The organism is Achromobacter sp. 77 (genome assembly GCF_020541125.1).
Classification (GTDB): domain Bacteria; phylum Pseudomonadota; class Gammaproteobacteria; order Burkholderiales; family Burkholderiaceae_B; genus Achromobacter; species Achromobacter mucicolens.
In genome coordinates, this window is the sequence record NZ_CP059848.1 from 1,958,986 (window position 1) to 1,975,231 (window position 16,246).

Annotated in this window: 12 protein-coding genes and 1 tRNA gene; 9 read left to right on the plus strand and 4 right to left on the minus strand. The window is 64.6% G+C overall.

Translation table 11 applies throughout. The features are described 5' to 3' along the window. Positions 1–9 precede the first annotated feature (9 nt). The 4 genes from H4P35_RS08975 to H4P35_RS08990 are packed head-to-tail and all read right to left on the minus strand — an operon-like array spanning position 10 to position 5,331. Positions 10–1,431, minus strand: coding sequence for an HlyD family type I secretion periplasmic adaptor subunit (locus H4P35_RS08975; protein WP_056318595.1), 1,422 nt, complete (start codon positions 1,429–1,431; stop codon positions 10–12). Positions 1,432–1,438: 7 nt separating this feature from the next. Then, complete coding sequence (locus tag H4P35_RS08980; RefSeq protein WP_370638960.1) at positions 1,439–3,604, minus strand: type I secretion system permease/ATPase; 2,166 nt, start codon at positions 3,602–3,604, stop codon at positions 1,439–1,441. Beyond that, positions 3,588–3,800 (minus strand): hypothetical protein, encoded by a 213-nt coding sequence (locus H4P35_RS08985; protein ID WP_056315801.1) that lies wholly within the window; start codon positions 3,798–3,800, stop codon positions 3,588–3,590. The genes H4P35_RS08980 and H4P35_RS08985 overlap by 17 nt, the downstream gene beginning before the upstream one ends. A gap of 25 nt (positions 3,801–3,825) precedes the next feature. Further along, positions 3,826–5,331 (minus strand): TolC family outer membrane protein, encoded by a 1,506-nt coding sequence (locus H4P35_RS08990; protein ID WP_152383946.1) that lies wholly within the window; start codon positions 5,329–5,331, stop codon positions 3,826–3,828. A gap of 530 nt (positions 5,332–5,861) precedes the next feature. Between H4P35_RS08990 and leuC the strand changes: the two genes are divergently transcribed. From leuC to H4P35_RS09035, 9 genes are all read left to right on the plus strand, one after another. Beyond that, positions 5,862–7,265 carry a 3-isopropylmalate dehydratase large subunit gene (gene leuC / locus H4P35_RS08995; protein WP_056315809.1) on the plus strand — a complete coding sequence of 468 codons (1,404 nt, stop codon included), beginning with the start codon at positions 5,862–5,864 and terminating at the stop codon, positions 7,263–7,265. Positions 7,266–7,288: 23 nt separating this feature from the next. Next, positions 7,289–7,939, plus strand: coding sequence for a 3-isopropylmalate dehydratase small subunit (gene leuD, locus H4P35_RS09000; protein ID WP_056315812.1), 651 nt, complete (start codon positions 7,289–7,291; stop codon positions 7,937–7,939). A 30-nt stretch (positions 7,940–7,969) separates the two neighbouring features. Beyond that, positions 7,970–9,046 carry a 3-isopropylmalate dehydrogenase gene (gene leuB / locus H4P35_RS09005; protein WP_056315814.1) on the plus strand — a complete coding sequence of 359 codons (1,077 nt, stop codon included), beginning with the start codon at positions 7,970–7,972 and terminating at the stop codon, positions 9,044–9,046. Positions 9,047–9,292: 246 nt separating this feature from the next. Beyond that, positions 9,293–10,423, plus strand: coding sequence for an aspartate-semialdehyde dehydrogenase (gene asd, locus H4P35_RS09010; protein WP_226848685.1), 1,131 nt, complete (start codon positions 9,293–9,295; stop codon positions 10,421–10,423). 327 nt (positions 10,424–10,750) lie between these two features. After that, positions 10,751–12,832 carry a FimV family protein gene (locus H4P35_RS09015; protein WP_226848687.1) on the plus strand — a complete coding sequence of 694 codons (2,082 nt, stop codon included), beginning with the start codon at positions 10,751–10,753 and terminating at the stop codon, positions 12,830–12,832. 3 nt (positions 12,833–12,835) lie between these two features. Then, a complete protein-coding gene (truA, locus tag H4P35_RS09020) occupies positions 12,836–13,645 on the plus strand; it encodes a tRNA pseudouridine(38-40) synthase TruA (RefSeq protein ID WP_152383950.1) in 810 nt (269 codons plus the stop codon). A 52-nt stretch (positions 13,646–13,697) separates the two neighbouring features. Further along, positions 13,698–14,795, plus strand: coding sequence for a TRAP transporter substrate-binding protein (locus H4P35_RS09025; RefSeq protein ID WP_226848689.1), 1,098 nt, complete (start codon positions 13,698–13,700; stop codon positions 14,793–14,795). Positions 14,796–14,863: 68 nt separating this feature from the next. Further along, on the plus strand, positions 14,864–15,529 hold the full coding sequence (locus H4P35_RS09030) for a phosphoribosylanthranilate isomerase (protein WP_226848691.1): 666 nt from the start codon (positions 14,864–14,866) through the stop codon (positions 15,527–15,529). 203 nt (positions 15,530–15,732) lie between these two features. Beyond that, positions 15,733–15,809, plus strand: a tRNA-Val gene (locus tag H4P35_RS09035). Positions 15,810–16,246: the final 437 nt, after the last annotated feature.

Genomic DNA, 16,246 nt, shown 5'->3' on the forward strand with positions numbered 1-16,246 from the left:
AGCTCTCCATTAACGTTCGGTGAAGGCGTTGGCCTTCGCCCGCAGAATGGGCTTGAGCAGGTACTGGAGCACCGTGCGCTTGCCTGTCAGGATATGAACCTCTGCCACCATCCCGGGGATGATGGGCAACAGCTTGTCGCCTACCGTGCTGCGGTCCGTGCGCACGCGCACGACGTAGTAGGAGTTGCCCTTCTCGTCGGTCACGGTGTCCGCGCCGATCTGTTCCACGCGGCCTTCCAGGCCCCCGTAGATCGCGAAGTCGTAGGCCGTGAACTTGACCTCGGCCTTCTGGTCCGCGTGCAGGAAACCGATGTCGCGCGGCTGGATGCGCACTTCGAGCAGCAGCGTGTCGTCCTTGGGGACGATTTCGATGATGTCCTTGCCCGGCTGCACCACGCCGCCGACCGTGTTGTTGAACAGGGTCTTGACGGTGCCGCGCACCGGGGCGCGCACTTCGGCCAGCTTGACCCGGTCGACCAGCGCCGCCTTGCCTTCGCGCAGGGTCGCCAGCTTGGTGTTGGTTTCCGAGAGCTCGCTGCGGGCCTGGTTGCGGATGTTCAGCTCGGCTTCCTGGATCTTGCTTTCGGCTTCCTTGATGGACGCCTGGAAGCGGTCGATCTGCGCCTCGGCGCCTTTCTGCTCGCCGCAATAGCGGGCAACGTCGCGCTGCAGGCGCAGCAGATCGACCTCGGACACGGCGCCGCTCTTGAGGAGCGGCCGGGTCACCTGCAGCTCGCGCGAGGTCAGGCCGCAGCTGGCCGAGGCCTGGTCGCGCTTGGCGATGGTTTCGCGCAGGTCTTCCTGGCGCTGCTTGAGTTGTTCTCGGGCCACGTTGACCGTGGCGTTCAGCTCGGTGTTGCGCGCCTGCCAGGCGTTGCGTTCCATTTCGCCCAGGCCGGGCGCCTGTTTCAGCACTTCCTCGGGCGTGACGAAGGGTTCGCCCGTGGCCAGCGCCTTCAGGCGGGCCGCCTTGGCCAGCAACGACAGGTACTCGGCGTTGTTCTCGCCCAGCGACGAGTTGAAACGGGTGGAGTCGATCTTGAGCAGGACCTCGCCGGCCTCGACTTCCTGGCCGGGGCGCACCAGGATCTCTTCGACGATGCCGCCGTCCAGGCTCTGGATGATCTGCACCTGGCGGGACGGCACGACCTTGCCTTCGCCGCGGACCACCTCATCGATGCTGCCAAAGCCTGCCCAGACCAGCAGGCCCATGGTGGCCAGCAGCGACGTCCACAGCAGGATGCGCGAGCCGCGGGCCTGCGACTCGTGGATGACCCATTCGGCATTGCCGATGTAGTCGGACCGCTGGGCGGGCTTGCCTTTCTCGGCGCCGTCCAGCAGGCGGTCGAAGAAGAACACGAAGACGTTGCGCGGCGCGCGCAGCAGGTTGCCAAAGAAACCGTGCTTGGGGGCTCCAGGATTGTTCAGCATGGTCTTCTCAGCTTCCGCGTCCAACGCGTCCTTGACGCAGGGCTTCGACAACCTGTTCCTTCGGACCGTCGGCCACGATATGGCCGTTGTCGATCACGATGAGCCGGTCGACCAGCTCCAGGAGCGCGGTGCGGTGCGTCACCAGCAGGACCGTCTTGGTTGCGCTGGCTTCGCCCAGGCGCTTGCGCAGCTGGGCCTCGCTCTGGTGGTCCATGTTGCTGCTGGGTTCGTCCAGCAGCAGGATGGGCGGATCGTTGATCAGCGCGCGCGCCACGGCCACCGATTGGCGCTGCCCGCCGGAAAGCGATTCGCCGCGCTCGCCGATGATCATGTCAAAACCGTTGGGATGCAGGTTGGCGAATTCGGTCACGCCGGCCGTGTTGGCGGCCGCCAGGATGCTGGCGTCGTCGGCGTAGGGCGCGCCCATCGCCAGGTTGTGCTTCAGGCTGCCGTAAAAGAGCAGGGGATCCTGCGGGACGTGGCCGATGGCACGGCGCACGTCGGCCGGGTCGATCTGGCGGACATCCACGCCATCGAGCAGCACGGCGCCTTCGGTGGGCTGGTACAGGGCCAGCGCCAGTTTCTCCAGCGTCGTCTTGCCCGAGCCGATGCGGCCGATGATGCCGACCTTCTCGCCGGGCTTGAGCTTGAACGACACCTTCTTGAGCACCGGCTGCGTGCTGCCGGGATACGTGAAGGTCACGTCGCGGAATTCCAGGCCGCCGTGGAACACGGGGCGATGCAGGAACTCGGCCTCGGCCGGACGCTCGATCGCCATCTTCATGTAGTTGTCGATGGAGCCCAGCGAGGTGCGGGCATTCTGGTATTGCATCAGCAGGCCGGCGACCTGGCCCAGCGGCGCCAGGCAGCGGCCGGCGATCATGGACGCGGCAATGATGCCGCCCATCGACAGCGCGGATTCCTGCGCCAGGTACACGCCGATGATCACGACGGCGATCGAGACGAGCTGCTGGACGGCCTGCACGAAGCCGACCGTCGACGAGGAAATCAGCTTGAGCTTGCCGCCCGTCTGGGCGATGAACTCCGTGGCGCGTTCCCAGTTACGCTGGATAGCGCCCTGGGCATTCAGCGTCTTGACGGCTTCCAGGCCGGTCAGCGCTTCGACAAGCGTGGCGTTGCGCTGCGACGAGGCCTGGAAAGAGGCCATCGTCAGCGCTTCCATGCGCGCCTGCGCCGCCAGCGACACCAGCAGGATCAGCACGATGGCGACCAGCGGCGGCAGGATCATCCACGGCGAAATCCAGGCCAGGGCGCCCAGGAACAGCAGGATGAAGGGCAGGTCGACCAGCGTGGTGATGGTGGCCGAGGCGATGAAGTCGCGGATGGATTCGAACGAGCGCAGGTTGGCCGCGAACGAACCGACGGACACCGGGCGGCCTTCCAGGCGCAGGTCCAGCACGCGCTCCATGATCTGCGAGGACAGGCGCACGTCGACCCGCTTGCTGGCGCTGTCCACGACATGCGAGCGCGCGGTGCTCAGGATCATGTTGAAGATCACCACCAGCGTGATGCCGATGGCCAGCACCCATAGCGTTTCGACGGCGTTGTTCGGCACCACGCGGTCGTACACGTTCATGGTGAACAGCGGCATCGCCATCGCGAACACGTTGATCAGCAGCGCCGCGACCAGGGCGTCGCGGTACAGCCGGCGGTTCTCCATGATGGCGGCCCAGAACCAGTGGCGCTCGCGCACCTTGGCCACTTCCGGGGACCGGGCGTCAAACCGGAATTGCGGACGGACAAAGCAGACCAGCCCGCTGTACTGCTCGGCCAGTTCGGCCGGATCCATGTCGATGGAGCTGCCGCCCAGTTCGGGGTGGCTGACCACGAACTTGCCGCCGTCCTTTTTCAGCAGCAGGCAGGCGCGTTCGCCCTTGAGCAGCAGGATGGCGGGCAGCAGGTCCGGCGAGATGTGATCCAGCGAGCGCTTGACCACGCGCGCGGAAAGCTGCGCCCGCGCGGCCGCCCGAGGCAGCAGGGCGGGCGTGAGGCGGTGTTCTTCCAGGGGCAGGCCCGCAGACAGGGCTTGCGCGGTCGCCGCGACGCCGTGCAGGCGGGTGATTTCCACCAGGCAATCGAGCAGCGGGTCGTCGTGCGCGGAGCGGGCGTCCGCGCGCCATTCCCGGGCAGCCAGATCAGATAACTTGTCCATCTTCGTCATCCAACAGGTCAAGGTGTTCCGAGAGGCGCGCACGCTGCTGCTTGCGCTGGGTGAGCTTTTGCTGGGCCTGGATAGGCAGGTCCGTCATACGCAAGGTGCCGTTGGCGATCAACGCGTCGATCAAGTCTTCCAGGACGCGGACAAAGTCCGCGTCCAACTGCGAGAAATCACTGCCCTTGTTGGCCATTGGGCCTCCTTGCGGCCTGCTCCGATCAGGGTCGGGCGGCAGGCGAGTTCACCGGCACCAGCGTCGGGGGAAGGGTGCCTTCGTTGTAGTGCACGCGAACGGGAGCCAGGCGGGCGGTGTCCGGAACGGTCGAATTGCACAGCTTGATCACTTCGTCCGACACTTCCAGCTTGCCGTTTTCCTCGGGCATTTCGTTGCGCGCGGGTTGCAGCGCCAGCGCCGGCAGCAGGGTGTGGGACAGCGCCAGCCAGCGATACTGCGCAAGACGCAGATCATAAATGGCATTGGTCAGCGCACGGCGCGATTCGAACAGTTCATTTTCCGTGTCCAGCAGGTCCAGCAGAGAGCGCTGGCCAATCTGGAACTGTTGCGCGTACGCATCACGCACCTTGGTCGTGGCCACTTCGTGGTCACGCAGGAAGGGCAACTTCTGGCTCAGGCTGGTGATGTTGTTCCAGGCCACGGCCAGATCCTGCTGCACGTTGCGGCAAGTGTAATCGCGGATGTCGCGGGCGGCATACGACTGGTTGGCGGTCTGGCGCACGCGGGCGGAGTCGGCGCCGCCCCGGTACAGGTTGTAGCTCATCACGACCTGGACGCTGGAGCTCTGGATGTCGCGGCTTTGCGGGGTCGGATCATTCTGGTCGCGGCCGGTGTTTGCCACGAACTCGAACTTGGGCGAGAACGCGCCCTTGGACGACTGCACGCCCGCCTGCGCGGCCTGCAGGCTGGCCTGCTTGGACAGGAAGCTGGGATTGCGGCGCAGGGAGTCATTGAAGTTGCCCGGGGCCTTGGGCAGCTTGTCGGCGATATCCGGAGCCGGCAGCATCGATTCGGGCGGCAGGGCGCCGGTCACGCGCTGAAAGCGCTGCTGCACGTCCAGCAGGTTGGCCGTTTCGGTCATCAGGTTGGTCTGGGCCAGCGACAGGCGGCCACCGGCCTGCTCCAGGTCGACGCGACGGCCCACGCCGGATTCCGTGCGCTCGCCGATCTGCTTGAGCGTGTTTTCGTGCAGCGAATAGTTCTGGCGGGCCAAAAGCTCCATGTCGCGGTAGCGCTGCAGGTCGATGTAGGCCTGCACGGCGGTGAACGCGGTGTTGTCGCTGGTGGCCAGCACGTCATAGAAGCGGGCCAGCTTGTCGAAACCGGCCTGCTTGACGTCGTTGGTGGTGCGAAAGCCGTCAAAAATCAGCTGACGCAGCTCGACGCTCCAGCCGGGGCGGTTCCAGCTCTGCGAGCCGACGCCGGGCACGTTGTTGCGCCATTCGCGGCCCAGATAACCTTGCGCATTGATCTGCGGAAAGTAGGCGGCGCGGGCGACGGCCTGGCCTTCCAGGGACGCCTGGAAGTCGTGGTACTTGGCCTGGATTTCGGGATTGCTGAGCAGGGTCTGCTCAACGATCTGATTCAACGTCACTTGCGGCTGCCCGGCCGGTGCGGTGGCAGCGGGCGTCGCGGACTGTGCAAAAACGGCAGGGGCAAATGCAAGGGCAAGGACCGAGGTCGTGCTTTTGAGCAAAAACGAAGCCATAGTGATTATTCGCGAGTCAAGTTGAGATTGAATGGCCGCCATGTTGTATGTAAATGTCAGCTTTGGCGAGTCAAGATTTGTTAATTCTTGAGGTTTGTTGCCGGCGGTCCATAAGGTGAATTTCGCGCAACATCTAACTACTTCTTCGAATTTGCACGAACATCGCTCAATCTAAAATCGTTTATTTCTATTAATACGGTTTATTACGCATTATTTCGAAGTGAACGCTTTCAGGGCGTGGGACGATTATATCTATTTGAGAGTTCTGTATCTATTTTGTTTACCAATTTGTATCGATAGTGATTTTTCCCGGGCATTAATTGGCTATGCAACAAGTCAACACAACTGCGGGATCGGCCCCCGGCGAGTCGGTCAGCATGGTAGTGGTAGTACTGGTATATCAGGTGTGCTTGTACTAGGTTTGGTGGCTGGGCATAATTCCCGTCATGCCGCAGCAGCCGGCGCGGCAGGGTAGTGTTTTACCCCTCGCGCCAGGCTCGAGCCGGATTGTCTATTTGCAGAGCGCATCCATGGCCCAAACTCTTTACGACAAACTCTGGGACGCCCATATCGTCCACCAGGAATCAGACGGCACCTGTCTGCTCTATATCGACCGCCACCTGCTGCACGAGGTCACCAGCCCGCAGGCGTTCGAGGGGCTGACGCTGGCGGGCCGCAAGCCGTGGCGCACCGGCGCCAACCTGGCGGTGGCCGATCACAACGTGCCCACGATGAATCGCGCGCAGGGCATCGACGATCCCATCTCGCGCCTGCAGGTGGACACGCTGGACGCCAACTGCGGCAAGTACGGCATCACCGAATTCCGCATGAACGATCTGCGCCAGGGCATCGTCCACGTGATCGGACCGGAGCAGGGCGCCACCCTGCCGGGTATGACCGTGGTCTGTGGCGACTCGCACACCAGCACGCACGGTGCGCTGGGCGCGCTGGCCTTCGGCATCGGCACGTCCGAAGTCGAGCACGTGCTGGCCACGCAGACGCTGCTCATGAAGAAGGCCAAGAGCATGCTCATCAAGGTCGATGGCGAACTGCCCTTCGGCTGTACGGCCAAGGACGTGGTGCTGCACATCATCGGCATCATCGGCACGGCCGGCGGCACGGGTCACGCCATTGAATTCGCCGGCAGCACGATTCGCTCGCTGTCCGTCGAAGGCCGCATGACCGTCTGCAACATGGCGATCGAAGCGGGCGCCCGGTCCGGCATGGTTGCGGTCGACGACAAGACCATCGAATACTTCCGTGGCCGTCCCTTTGCACCCACCGGCGTCGTCTGGGACCAGGCCGTCAAGTACTGGCGCACCCTGCACACCGATGAAGGCGCCAAGTTCGACACCGTGGTCGAAGTCAATGCGCGCGACATCAAGCCGCAGGTCACCTGGGGCACGTCGCCCGAAATGGTGTTGCCGGTGGATTCGCGCGTGCCGGACCCCGACCGCGAAAAAGACGACGTGCGCCGCAGCGGCATGGAGCGCGCGCTGGAATACATGGGCCTGAAGCCCAACACCCCGCTGACCGATATCCGCGTGGATCGCGTGTTCATCGGTTCGTGCACGAACTCGCGCATCGAAGACCTGCGCGCCGCAGCCGTCGTGGCGCGCGGCAAGCGCGTGGCTTCCAATGTGCGCCAGGCGATGGTCGTGCCGGGCTCCGGCCTGGTCAAGCAGCAGGCCGAACGCGAAGGCCTGGACAAGATCTTCATTGAAGCCGGCTTTGAATGGCGCGAACCGGGCTGTTCCATGTGCCTGGCCATGAACGCCGACCGCCTCGAACCCGGCGAACGTTGCGCCTCGACCTCGAACCGCAATTTCGAGGGCCGGCAAGGGCAGGGCGGCCGCACGCACCTGGTCAGCCCGGCCATGGCCGCCGCCGCGGCCGTCGCCGGCCATTTCGTCGACGTTCGCACGTTCCGATAAGCGTCAAGCACCGAGTAGACAACATGCAAGCATTTACCACTCATGAAGGCCTGGTGGCGCCGCTCGACCGCGAAAACGTCGACACGGACCTCATCATCCCCAAGCAGTTCCTCAAGTCCATCCAGCGCACGGGCTTCGGGCCCAACCTGTTCGACGAGCTCCGTTACCTGGACCACGGCGAACCGGGCATGGACAACAGCAAGCGCCCGCTCAATCCGGACTTCGTGCTGAACCAGCCGCGCTACCAGGGCGCCTCGGTCCTGCTGGCCCGCAAGAACTTCGGCTGCGGCTCCAGCCGCGAGCACGCGCCCTGGGCGCTGACGCAGTTTGGGTTCCGCGCCATCATCGCGCCGTCCTACGCCGACATCTTCTTCAACAACAGCTTCAAGAACGGCCTCTTGCCGATCGTGCTGTCCGAACTGGAAGTGGCGCGCCTTTTCGACGAAGTGAAGGCGTTCCCGGGCTACAAGCTGAACATCGATCTGGACCGCCAGGTCGTGATCGCCGCGGACGGTCGCGCGATGGGCTTTGACATCGAACCCTTCCGCAAGTACTGCCTGCTGAACGGCCTGGACGATATCGGTCTGACGCTGCGCCACGCCGACAAGATCCGCGCCTTCGAAGCCGAGCGCCTGGCCCGCCATCCGTGGCTCGAAAGCCGCCCCATCGCCTGATCAAACCATCGAACACAGGATCGTTATTCAATGACCCACAACATCGCAGTCCTGCCGGGTGACGGCATCGGCCCGGAAATCGTCGAACAGGCCGTGCGCGTCCTGAAGGCGCTGGATGTGCCCTTCGACATCAAACAGGCGCCGGTCGGCGGCGCAGCCTTCGATCAGTTCGAACATCCGCTGCCGCCCGCCACGCTGAACCTGGCCAAGGAATCGCACGCCGTGCTGTTCGGCGCGGTCGGCGACTGGAAGTACGACAGCCTGCCGCGCGAGTTCCGTCCGGAACAGGCGATCCTGGGCCTGCGCAAGGCGCTGGGCCTGTTCGCGAATCTGCGTCCGGCCATCCTGTACCCGGAACTGGCCAGCGCCTCGTCGCTCAAGCCGGAGATCGTGTCGGGCCTGGACATCCTGATCATCCGCGAACTGACCGGCGACATCTATTTCGGCACGCCGCGCGGCGTGCGCTCGTCGCCGGACGGCGCCTTCACTGGCGAACGTGAAGGCTACGACACGATGCGCTACGCGGAATCCGAAGTGCGCCGCATCGCGCGCATCGGCTTCGAATCGGCGCAAAAGCGCAACAAGAAGCTGTGCAGCGTGGACAAGGCCAACGTGCTCGAGACCTCGCAGTTCTGGCGCGACATCGTCATCGAAGTGGCGCGCGAGTACCCGGACGTCGAGCTGTCGCACATGTATGTCGACAATGCGGCCATGCAACTGGTGCGCAACCCGCGCCAGTTTGACGTCATCGTCACCGGCAACCTGTTTGGCGACATCCTGTCAGACGAAGCGGCGATGCTGACCGGCTCCATCGGCATGCTGCCCTCGGCGTCCCTGAACGCCAGCGGCCAAGGCCTGTACGAGCCCAGCCACGGTTCGGCGCCCGACATCGCGGGGCAGGGCATTGCCAATCCGCTGGCGACGATCCTGTCGGCCGCCATGCTGCTGCGTTACTCGCTGAACCTCGCGCCGCAGGCGGACCGCATCGAGGCGGCCGTGCGCAGCGTGCTGGCTAGCGGCCTGCGCACCGCGGACATCTTCGAGCCGGGCACGACGAAGGTCACGACCGCCGGCATGGGCGACGCGGTCTTGAAGGCGCTTGCCTGATGACGCAAGGGGCCGCGTCCTGATCGCGGTCTCTTTATATATAGCGAGGCCGCCCCGCGGGCGGCCTCGCTTGTTTTGCCAATGCAAGACGCCGTGTTGCCGGCGCGCGCCGAAAGTCTCTCCTTGCGCTTGCGGCCCCGTTTTTTTCTAGCTGCATCGCAACATCCCTGCGTGCATTCTGATAAATTGTTGAATTGCACGATTTTTCCCTCCTTACCTTGTCACCCCCTTTAAAGAGCGATTGAAATGAATCAAGCAGTAGGCCTTGTCGGCTGGCGCGGTATGGTCGGCTCGGTGCTCATGCAACGCATGCGCGACGAGAACGACTTCGCACTGATCGAACCGGTGTTTTTCTCCACCAGCAACGCTGGCGGCGCCGCCCCCACTTGGGCGACTGGCGCGGGCCCGCTGCAAGACGCCTACAACATCGACGCTCTGAAAAAACTGCCGATCATCGTGACGGCGCAAGGCGGCGACTACACCTCCGATGTCTATCCCAAGCTGCGCGGCGCGGGCTGGAACGGCATCTGGATCGACGCGGCCAGTACCCTGCGCATGGCCGACGACGCCATCATCGTGCTGGACCCGGTCAACCGCCCGGTGATCGACGCGGCCCTGAAGCGCGGCGTGCGCAACTTCATCGGCGGCAACTGCACGGTCAGCTGCATGCTGATGGGCCTGGCGGGTCTGTTCAACAACGACCTGGTCGAATGGATGACCTCCATGACGTACCAGGCCGCGTCGGGCGGCGGCGCGCAGCACATGCGTGAACTGCTGACCCAGTTCGGCGAGATCAACCAGTCGGTCAAGTCCCTGCTGGACGACCCGGCCTCGGCCATCCTGGAAATCGACCGCGGCGTGCTGGCCAAGCAGAAGGACGACGCGCTGCCCCACGAACACTTTGGCGTGCCGCTGGGCGGCAACCTGATTCCCTGGATCGACAAGGACCTGGGCAACGGGATGTCCAAGGAAGAGTGGAAGGGCGAAGTCGAAACCAACAAGATCCTGGGCCGCGGCGCCGCCTTCGGCACGCCCGTCACCCCGATCGACGGTCTGTGCGTGCGCATCGGCGCGATGCGCTGCCACAGCCAGGCACTGACCATCAAGCTCAAGCGCGATGTGCCGCTGGACGAGATCGAAGCGCTCATCGCCCAGGGCACGCAGTGGGCCAAGGTCGTTCCCAACACCAAGGAAGCCACCGTTTCGGCGCTGACCCCCGTGGCCGTCACCGGCACGCTGGACATCCCGGTGGGCCGCCTGCGCAAGCTCTCGATGGGCTCGCAATATCTGGGCGCCTTCACGGTTGGCGACCAACTGCTGTGGGGCGCGGCCGAGCCGCTGCGCCGCATGCTGCGCATCGCGCTGAACGAAGCCTGATGTCGTGCCGGGCGGCTTTTCTGGCCGCCCGCCATGCGCAAGAGGCAGTCAGGGCACCTTCGGGTGCCCTTGTTTTTTTGCCCGCGGCTGGATTGTCCAGCCCGCGAAGATGCACCATCGTGGCGCAGCCCGGCCGAGCCCGGCGGGCGACACGTACGCCCATAAGCGCCGCCCGTGCCCGCCAGCCAACGTGCGCGCCCCTTTCAGGTTTGTGAAATGCGCTTGATCCATTACACTTTTCGGGTGAATTGAGGCCCTTTTTTGCGCGGCAAATGGCGCGAATGGGTCCAGGCCCGTAATTCGATTACAAGAACGGAATTCCAGCTTATGACCCAGCGTTCGCGCCAAGTGAAGCATGCCCGCCGTTTGAAAGCCCTTCAGTGGGCCATTGCGCTGGCGATCGGTTCAAGCGTGTGCGGTTCGGCGCTGGCCATGCGCGTCGGGCATTCGCGCGTCGTTTCCGTGCCGGGCGCGCCGCTGCAAGCCACCGTGGGTCTGCAGGAATTGACGCCCGAAGAGATCAGTTCGCTCAAGGTTTCCATCGCCGATGAAGCCGCGTGGCAGCGCGCGGGCGTCAAGCCGCCGGTGCCGCTTGCCAGCATGGTGGTCCGCGTCGAAGACGGAATGGATCCGACGCGCAAGAATTTGCGGGTGCGGTCCACGCAGGCGCCTGCGGGCGGTGCGGTGGATCTGCTGCTGGACATCAACTCCAGTTCGGGACAGCGCCAAGTGCAGGTCAGCATCCTGGTGCCGCTGCGCGGCACGGGCGCCGACGTCACACCCGCCGCCGTGGGCGGGGCCGCCCGCGCGGGCGGCACCTCGGGCTCGGTCACGGTGAAGTCGGGCGACTATCTTTTTGCCATCGCCCAGCGCAACGCGGTGCCCAACGCCTCGGTCTACCAGATGCTGGTGGCGATGTGGCGCGCCAATCCGCAGGCCTTCATTCAGAACAACATGAATCTGGTGCGGGCTGGCCAGACACTCAAGATCCCGGATGCCGCCACGGTGCGCGCCATCGATCCGGCCGAAGCCCGCCGCATCTTCAATGAGCACGCCGAGGCCTATGCCAAATACCGCGGCCGCGTGGGCGCGGCGGCGGGATCGAACCCGTCGGTGGTCAAGGGTCAGGACGCAGCATCGGGCACGGTCGCCCCGCCGGCCGACACCGGTGTGGCAACCGCCGCGCCGACACAGGACCGCGTGCGCCTGTCGACCGGTCAGGCCCAGGACAGCGCAGCCGCGCAGGCCGAAGCCCAGGCAGACGCCAAGACGTCTGCCGACCGGGCCTTGGCCGACGCGCAAGGGCGAGTCGCCCAGCTGCAAAGCAATGTCGACGAACTGACCAAGGCCGTCGCGCAGCAATCGGGCGCGGCCGGCACAGGCACGGCTGGTGCGGCGGGCGCAGCTGGCGCTTCCGGTGCAGCAGGCGCTTCCGGTGCGGCAGGCGCTTCCGGTGCAGCAGGCACTGCCGGTGCAGCAGGCGCTCCCGGTGCAGCGGGCGCTTCCGGTGCAACAGGCACTGCCGGTGCGGCAGGCACTCCCGGTGCGGCAGGCACTCCCGGTGCGGCAGGCACTCCCGGTGCGGCAGGCACTCCCGGTGCGGCAGGCACTCCCGGTGCGGCAGGCACTCCCGGTGCGGCAGGCACTCCCGGTGCTGCTGGCGCTCCCGGTGCAGCAGGCGCTCCCGGCGCGGCAGGCACTCCTGGTGCAGCAGGCGCTCCCGGTGCAGCAGGCGCTCCCGGTGCGGCAGGCACTCCCGGTGCGGCAGGCACTTCCGGTGCGGCAGGCACTTCCGGTGCGGCAGGCACTTCCGGTGCGGCAGGCACTTCCGGTGCGGCAGGCACTTCCGGTGCGGCAGGCACTGCCGGTGCGGCAGGCACTCCCGGTGCAGCAGGCACTCCCGGTGCAGCAGGCACTCCCGGTGCAGCAGGCACTCCGGGTGTAGCAGGCACTCCCGGCGCAGCGGGTTCTCCCGGTGCAATGGGCACGCCCGGCACCGCAAGCACTCCGGGCGCGGCAACTACACCGGGGGCCGCAACGACCACGTCGAACGCCACGGGCGCGTCGACCACCACCACCACCCCAGGCGCCGCAGGCTCGGCGCCCGTCGATGCCGACAAACCCATCGGCACGCTGCCGGACAAGACCGTGCAAACGGGTATGCCGGGCTGGCTGGCCGACAATCTTCTCGTGATCGTTACCGCGGTGCTGGCGCTCGTCGCCTTCGCCATCGCGTGGCTGTTGCGCCGGGCCGGGGCGCGGCGTGACGACGATGACGAAGAAAGCTACCCGTACAACGAGCCGGCGCTGGATACGGCAGCGCTGAACCGCAAGCTCGACACCATCAATCTCGACCTGGACGTACCGCCCACGGACGAACCGCGCCGTATCGGCGGTCCTCGGGTTTGAAGCATGTCTAGAGTTGCATTGGGGCTGGCGTATGACGGCTCCGCCTGGCAGGGTTGGCAGACACAGCCGCACCGGCAGACGGTGCAGGACTGCCTGGAGTCCGCCCTGGCCAGTTTTTGTGGCGTCACCGAGCCGGTGCCCACGATCTGCGCCGGCCGCACCGACACGGGCGTGCACGGCGCGATGCAGGTGGTCCATCTGGACACGACGCTCACCCGCAAGACGGAGTCCTGGGTCCGAGGCGTGAACGCGTTTCTGCCGCCGAGCATCTCGGTGCAGTGGGCCGAAGAAGTGTCCGAAGAATTCCATGCGCGCTTTTCGGCGCGCGCCCGCACGTACGTCTATCTGCTCTGGCGGGGCCGGGTGCGTCCGGCGCTGTGGGCGGGGCGCGCCGGCTGGTGCTTCCAGCCGTTGGATGTGCAGGCCATGCGCGCGGCCGCAAAGGCGCTTGTCGGCGAACATGATTTTTCCAGCTTCCGTTCCTCGCAATGCCAGGCCAAGCATCCAGTGCGGCACATGCACAGCCTGGAGATCGAGGAGCGGGGACCGTTTCTCGTCTTTACCTTGAAGGCAAACGCCTTTCTGCATCACATGGTGCGCAACATCATGGGCGCGTTGCTGCAAGTGGGGCAGGGCAGGGAAACGGTTGACTGGATGACGCAGCTCTTGGCGTGGCGCGACCGCAAGCGCGGCGCGCCCACGTTTGCGCCTGACGGCCTGTACCTGGCCGCGATCGACTATCCCGAATCCTTCGGACTGCGCGAACTCGACGGCGGATCGTCGCTGCTGTCGCCCTTTACTCAATCCTTTTAGGGAAGCCGCCGCGCAGGCGGCGGGATCCCGCGCCTTTCTGGAGGCATGCGCCATGCAACGCCGCGCGTTTCTGAAGCAAACTGCCTTGGGCGCCGCCGCGGGCAGCGCCGTGCTGGCGGCCCCCGCGATTGCGCAGGAAGCTCCCAACCTCACCTGGCGGCTGGCTTCCGATTTTCCGGCCGACGCGACTACGCTGTTCGCGGGCGCGACCGACGTCGCGCGTTGTGTGGCCGAGGTCACGGCGGGGCGGTTCACCATCGAGATATCCGCCGCCGGCCAGCTGTTCCAGTCGGGTCAGGTGCTGGAGGCCGTGCAGCACCGCATCGTCGAATGCGGCCACGCGGCGTCGGCCCGCTACTTCGGCACCGATCCCGCGATTTGCTTTGACGGCGGCGTGCCATTCGGCCTGAATACCCGCCAGATGAACGCGTGGATGCGGCAGGGCGAGGGGCTGGCGCTGACCCGTGAAGCCTTTGGCAAGTACGGCATCCTGAACTTTCCGTGCGGCTATACCGGCGCGCAGATGGGCGGATGGTTTCGGGGCGAGATAAAGACCCTCGATGACCTGCGCGGACTCAAGGTGGCGGCTGACGGCTTTACGGGGCACATCCTGTCGCGTCTGGGCGCCTCGCCGCTGGAAATCCCCGTTGGCGAACTGCATGCCGCGCTGGCAGAAGGCCTTGCGGACGGGGCCGTCACGATTGGACCGTTGGAGGACGAACGCCTGGCGCTCTTTGACGTCGCGCGAAACTATTACTTTCCGGGCTGGTGGGCCGGTACGCAACAGTTGTCGCTGTACGTGAACCAGGACGCCTTTGCGGAACTGCCCAAGTCATACCAGACCGCGCTGTCGCTGGCTTGCGCGGCGGCAAGCGAAAACATGATCGCAACCTTTGATGCCAACAATCCGCAAGCGCTGCGCCGGCTGATGTCGCAAGGCGCGCAACTGAAGGCGTATTCCCGGCCGCTGCTGCAAGCCGCTCACGAAGCCACGGTGGCGGCCTGCAATGAATTGAGCGCCAAGGACGCGATGTTCAAGAAGCTCTACGACAGCATGCTGGCATTGCGCGGCAACCAGATCCCCTGGTTCCGCATGGCCGAGGGCAGCTTCGACAACATGATGGCCACGCTGGGTTCGACTGGCGCGTGAGACCGGTTTTTCGGTCCGGATATACTGATCCAGCCAGTCGCCGCGGGGCGACACTTCCAGAAAATGTCATGCGTACACGCATAAAGATCTGCGGGCTGACCCGCGAACAAGACGTCGAAGCCGCCGTTGCCGCTGGCGCCGACGCGATCGGATTTGTCTTCTATCCCAAGAGCAAGCGTTGCCTCACGCCCACGCGCGCCGCGCAGCTGCGCCGGATGGTGCCGGCGTTTGTCGACGTCGTCGCGCTCTTCGTGAACGCGCAGGAAGAAGAGATCCGCACCGTGCTGGGTGAAGTGGGGCCCGAGCTGCTGCAGTTTCATGGCGACGAAACGCCGCTGGAGTGTGCGCGCTACGGGCATCGCCATCTGCGGGCCTTCCGGGCCGGTGCGCCGGGCCTTGAGACGGCGGAGAGCCTTGCGGCCACGTGCCGCGCCTACGGAGAGGCGGCGGGCTGGTTGTTCGACAGCTACAGCGCCGGCTACGGCGGCAGCGGGCATGGATTCGACTACGCGTTGCTCGACGAGGTGCGGGCCGACCCGGTGTCCCGTCCCTTGATCCTGTCCGGCGGACTGAACGCCGAAAACGTGGGCGCCGCCATCGAATTGGTGCGGCCTTGGGCGATCGATGTGAGTAGTGGCGTCGAAGTCGAGCAAGGAATAAAAAGTTCTGATAGAATCTCGTTCTTCGTTGCTGCGGCACATGACGCAGACACGAAATTGAAGGGCAAGATGTAGTGCTTAAGCGGGTGGTGCAGGGCGTTGAATGGCAATTTGGTTTTGGCCGAATTGATTTAAACGCGCTTTCAACCGCGTTGCGCAAGAAGTGAAGCTGGCATTCGGTAAACGCCGCAAAACTTCAGGCGCAACAAAAAATGCAAAAAATCTTCCAAGACGATTTGCATAGTTTAAAAAAGCACTATATAATTCTTCTTCTTTGCAGGCGGTTAGCTCAGCTGGTTAGAGCGCCACGTTGACATCGTGGAGGTCGTTGGTTCGATTCCAATACCGCCTACCAAATTCCTGCAAAGGTGTGTTTGACAGAGCTAGTCGAACACAGACCTGAAAAGCCGCGTAAGTCTGATGACTTCGCGGCTTTTTTGCATTCAGCAGCGCAGTTGATTTGCCTGCTACTTGCTCAGCCAGAGGGTGCGCCCAGCTCCTGCCGTGTGCCAATACTGCCAGACGTCGCGACAGGCATTTTCCACAGCAATAGGCGGTGTTGCGTGCGAGCCACGACCCCAGGTTACAATGCGCCAGCGGAATTATTCACCGCCCCGGAGTGCCGCGGCGATATATTGGTCACGATTCAGTATTCCGCATTTTGCCGTGAGCGGTGGTGTCATAGTCGGCGGCAGACGGCCAATATGGCACACGGCGGGAATGCCAATAATGAGTTTCACGGGTGGCAGAGCAAGCCACTCCAGAGAAACTCCACATAAGAAAATTAATGGT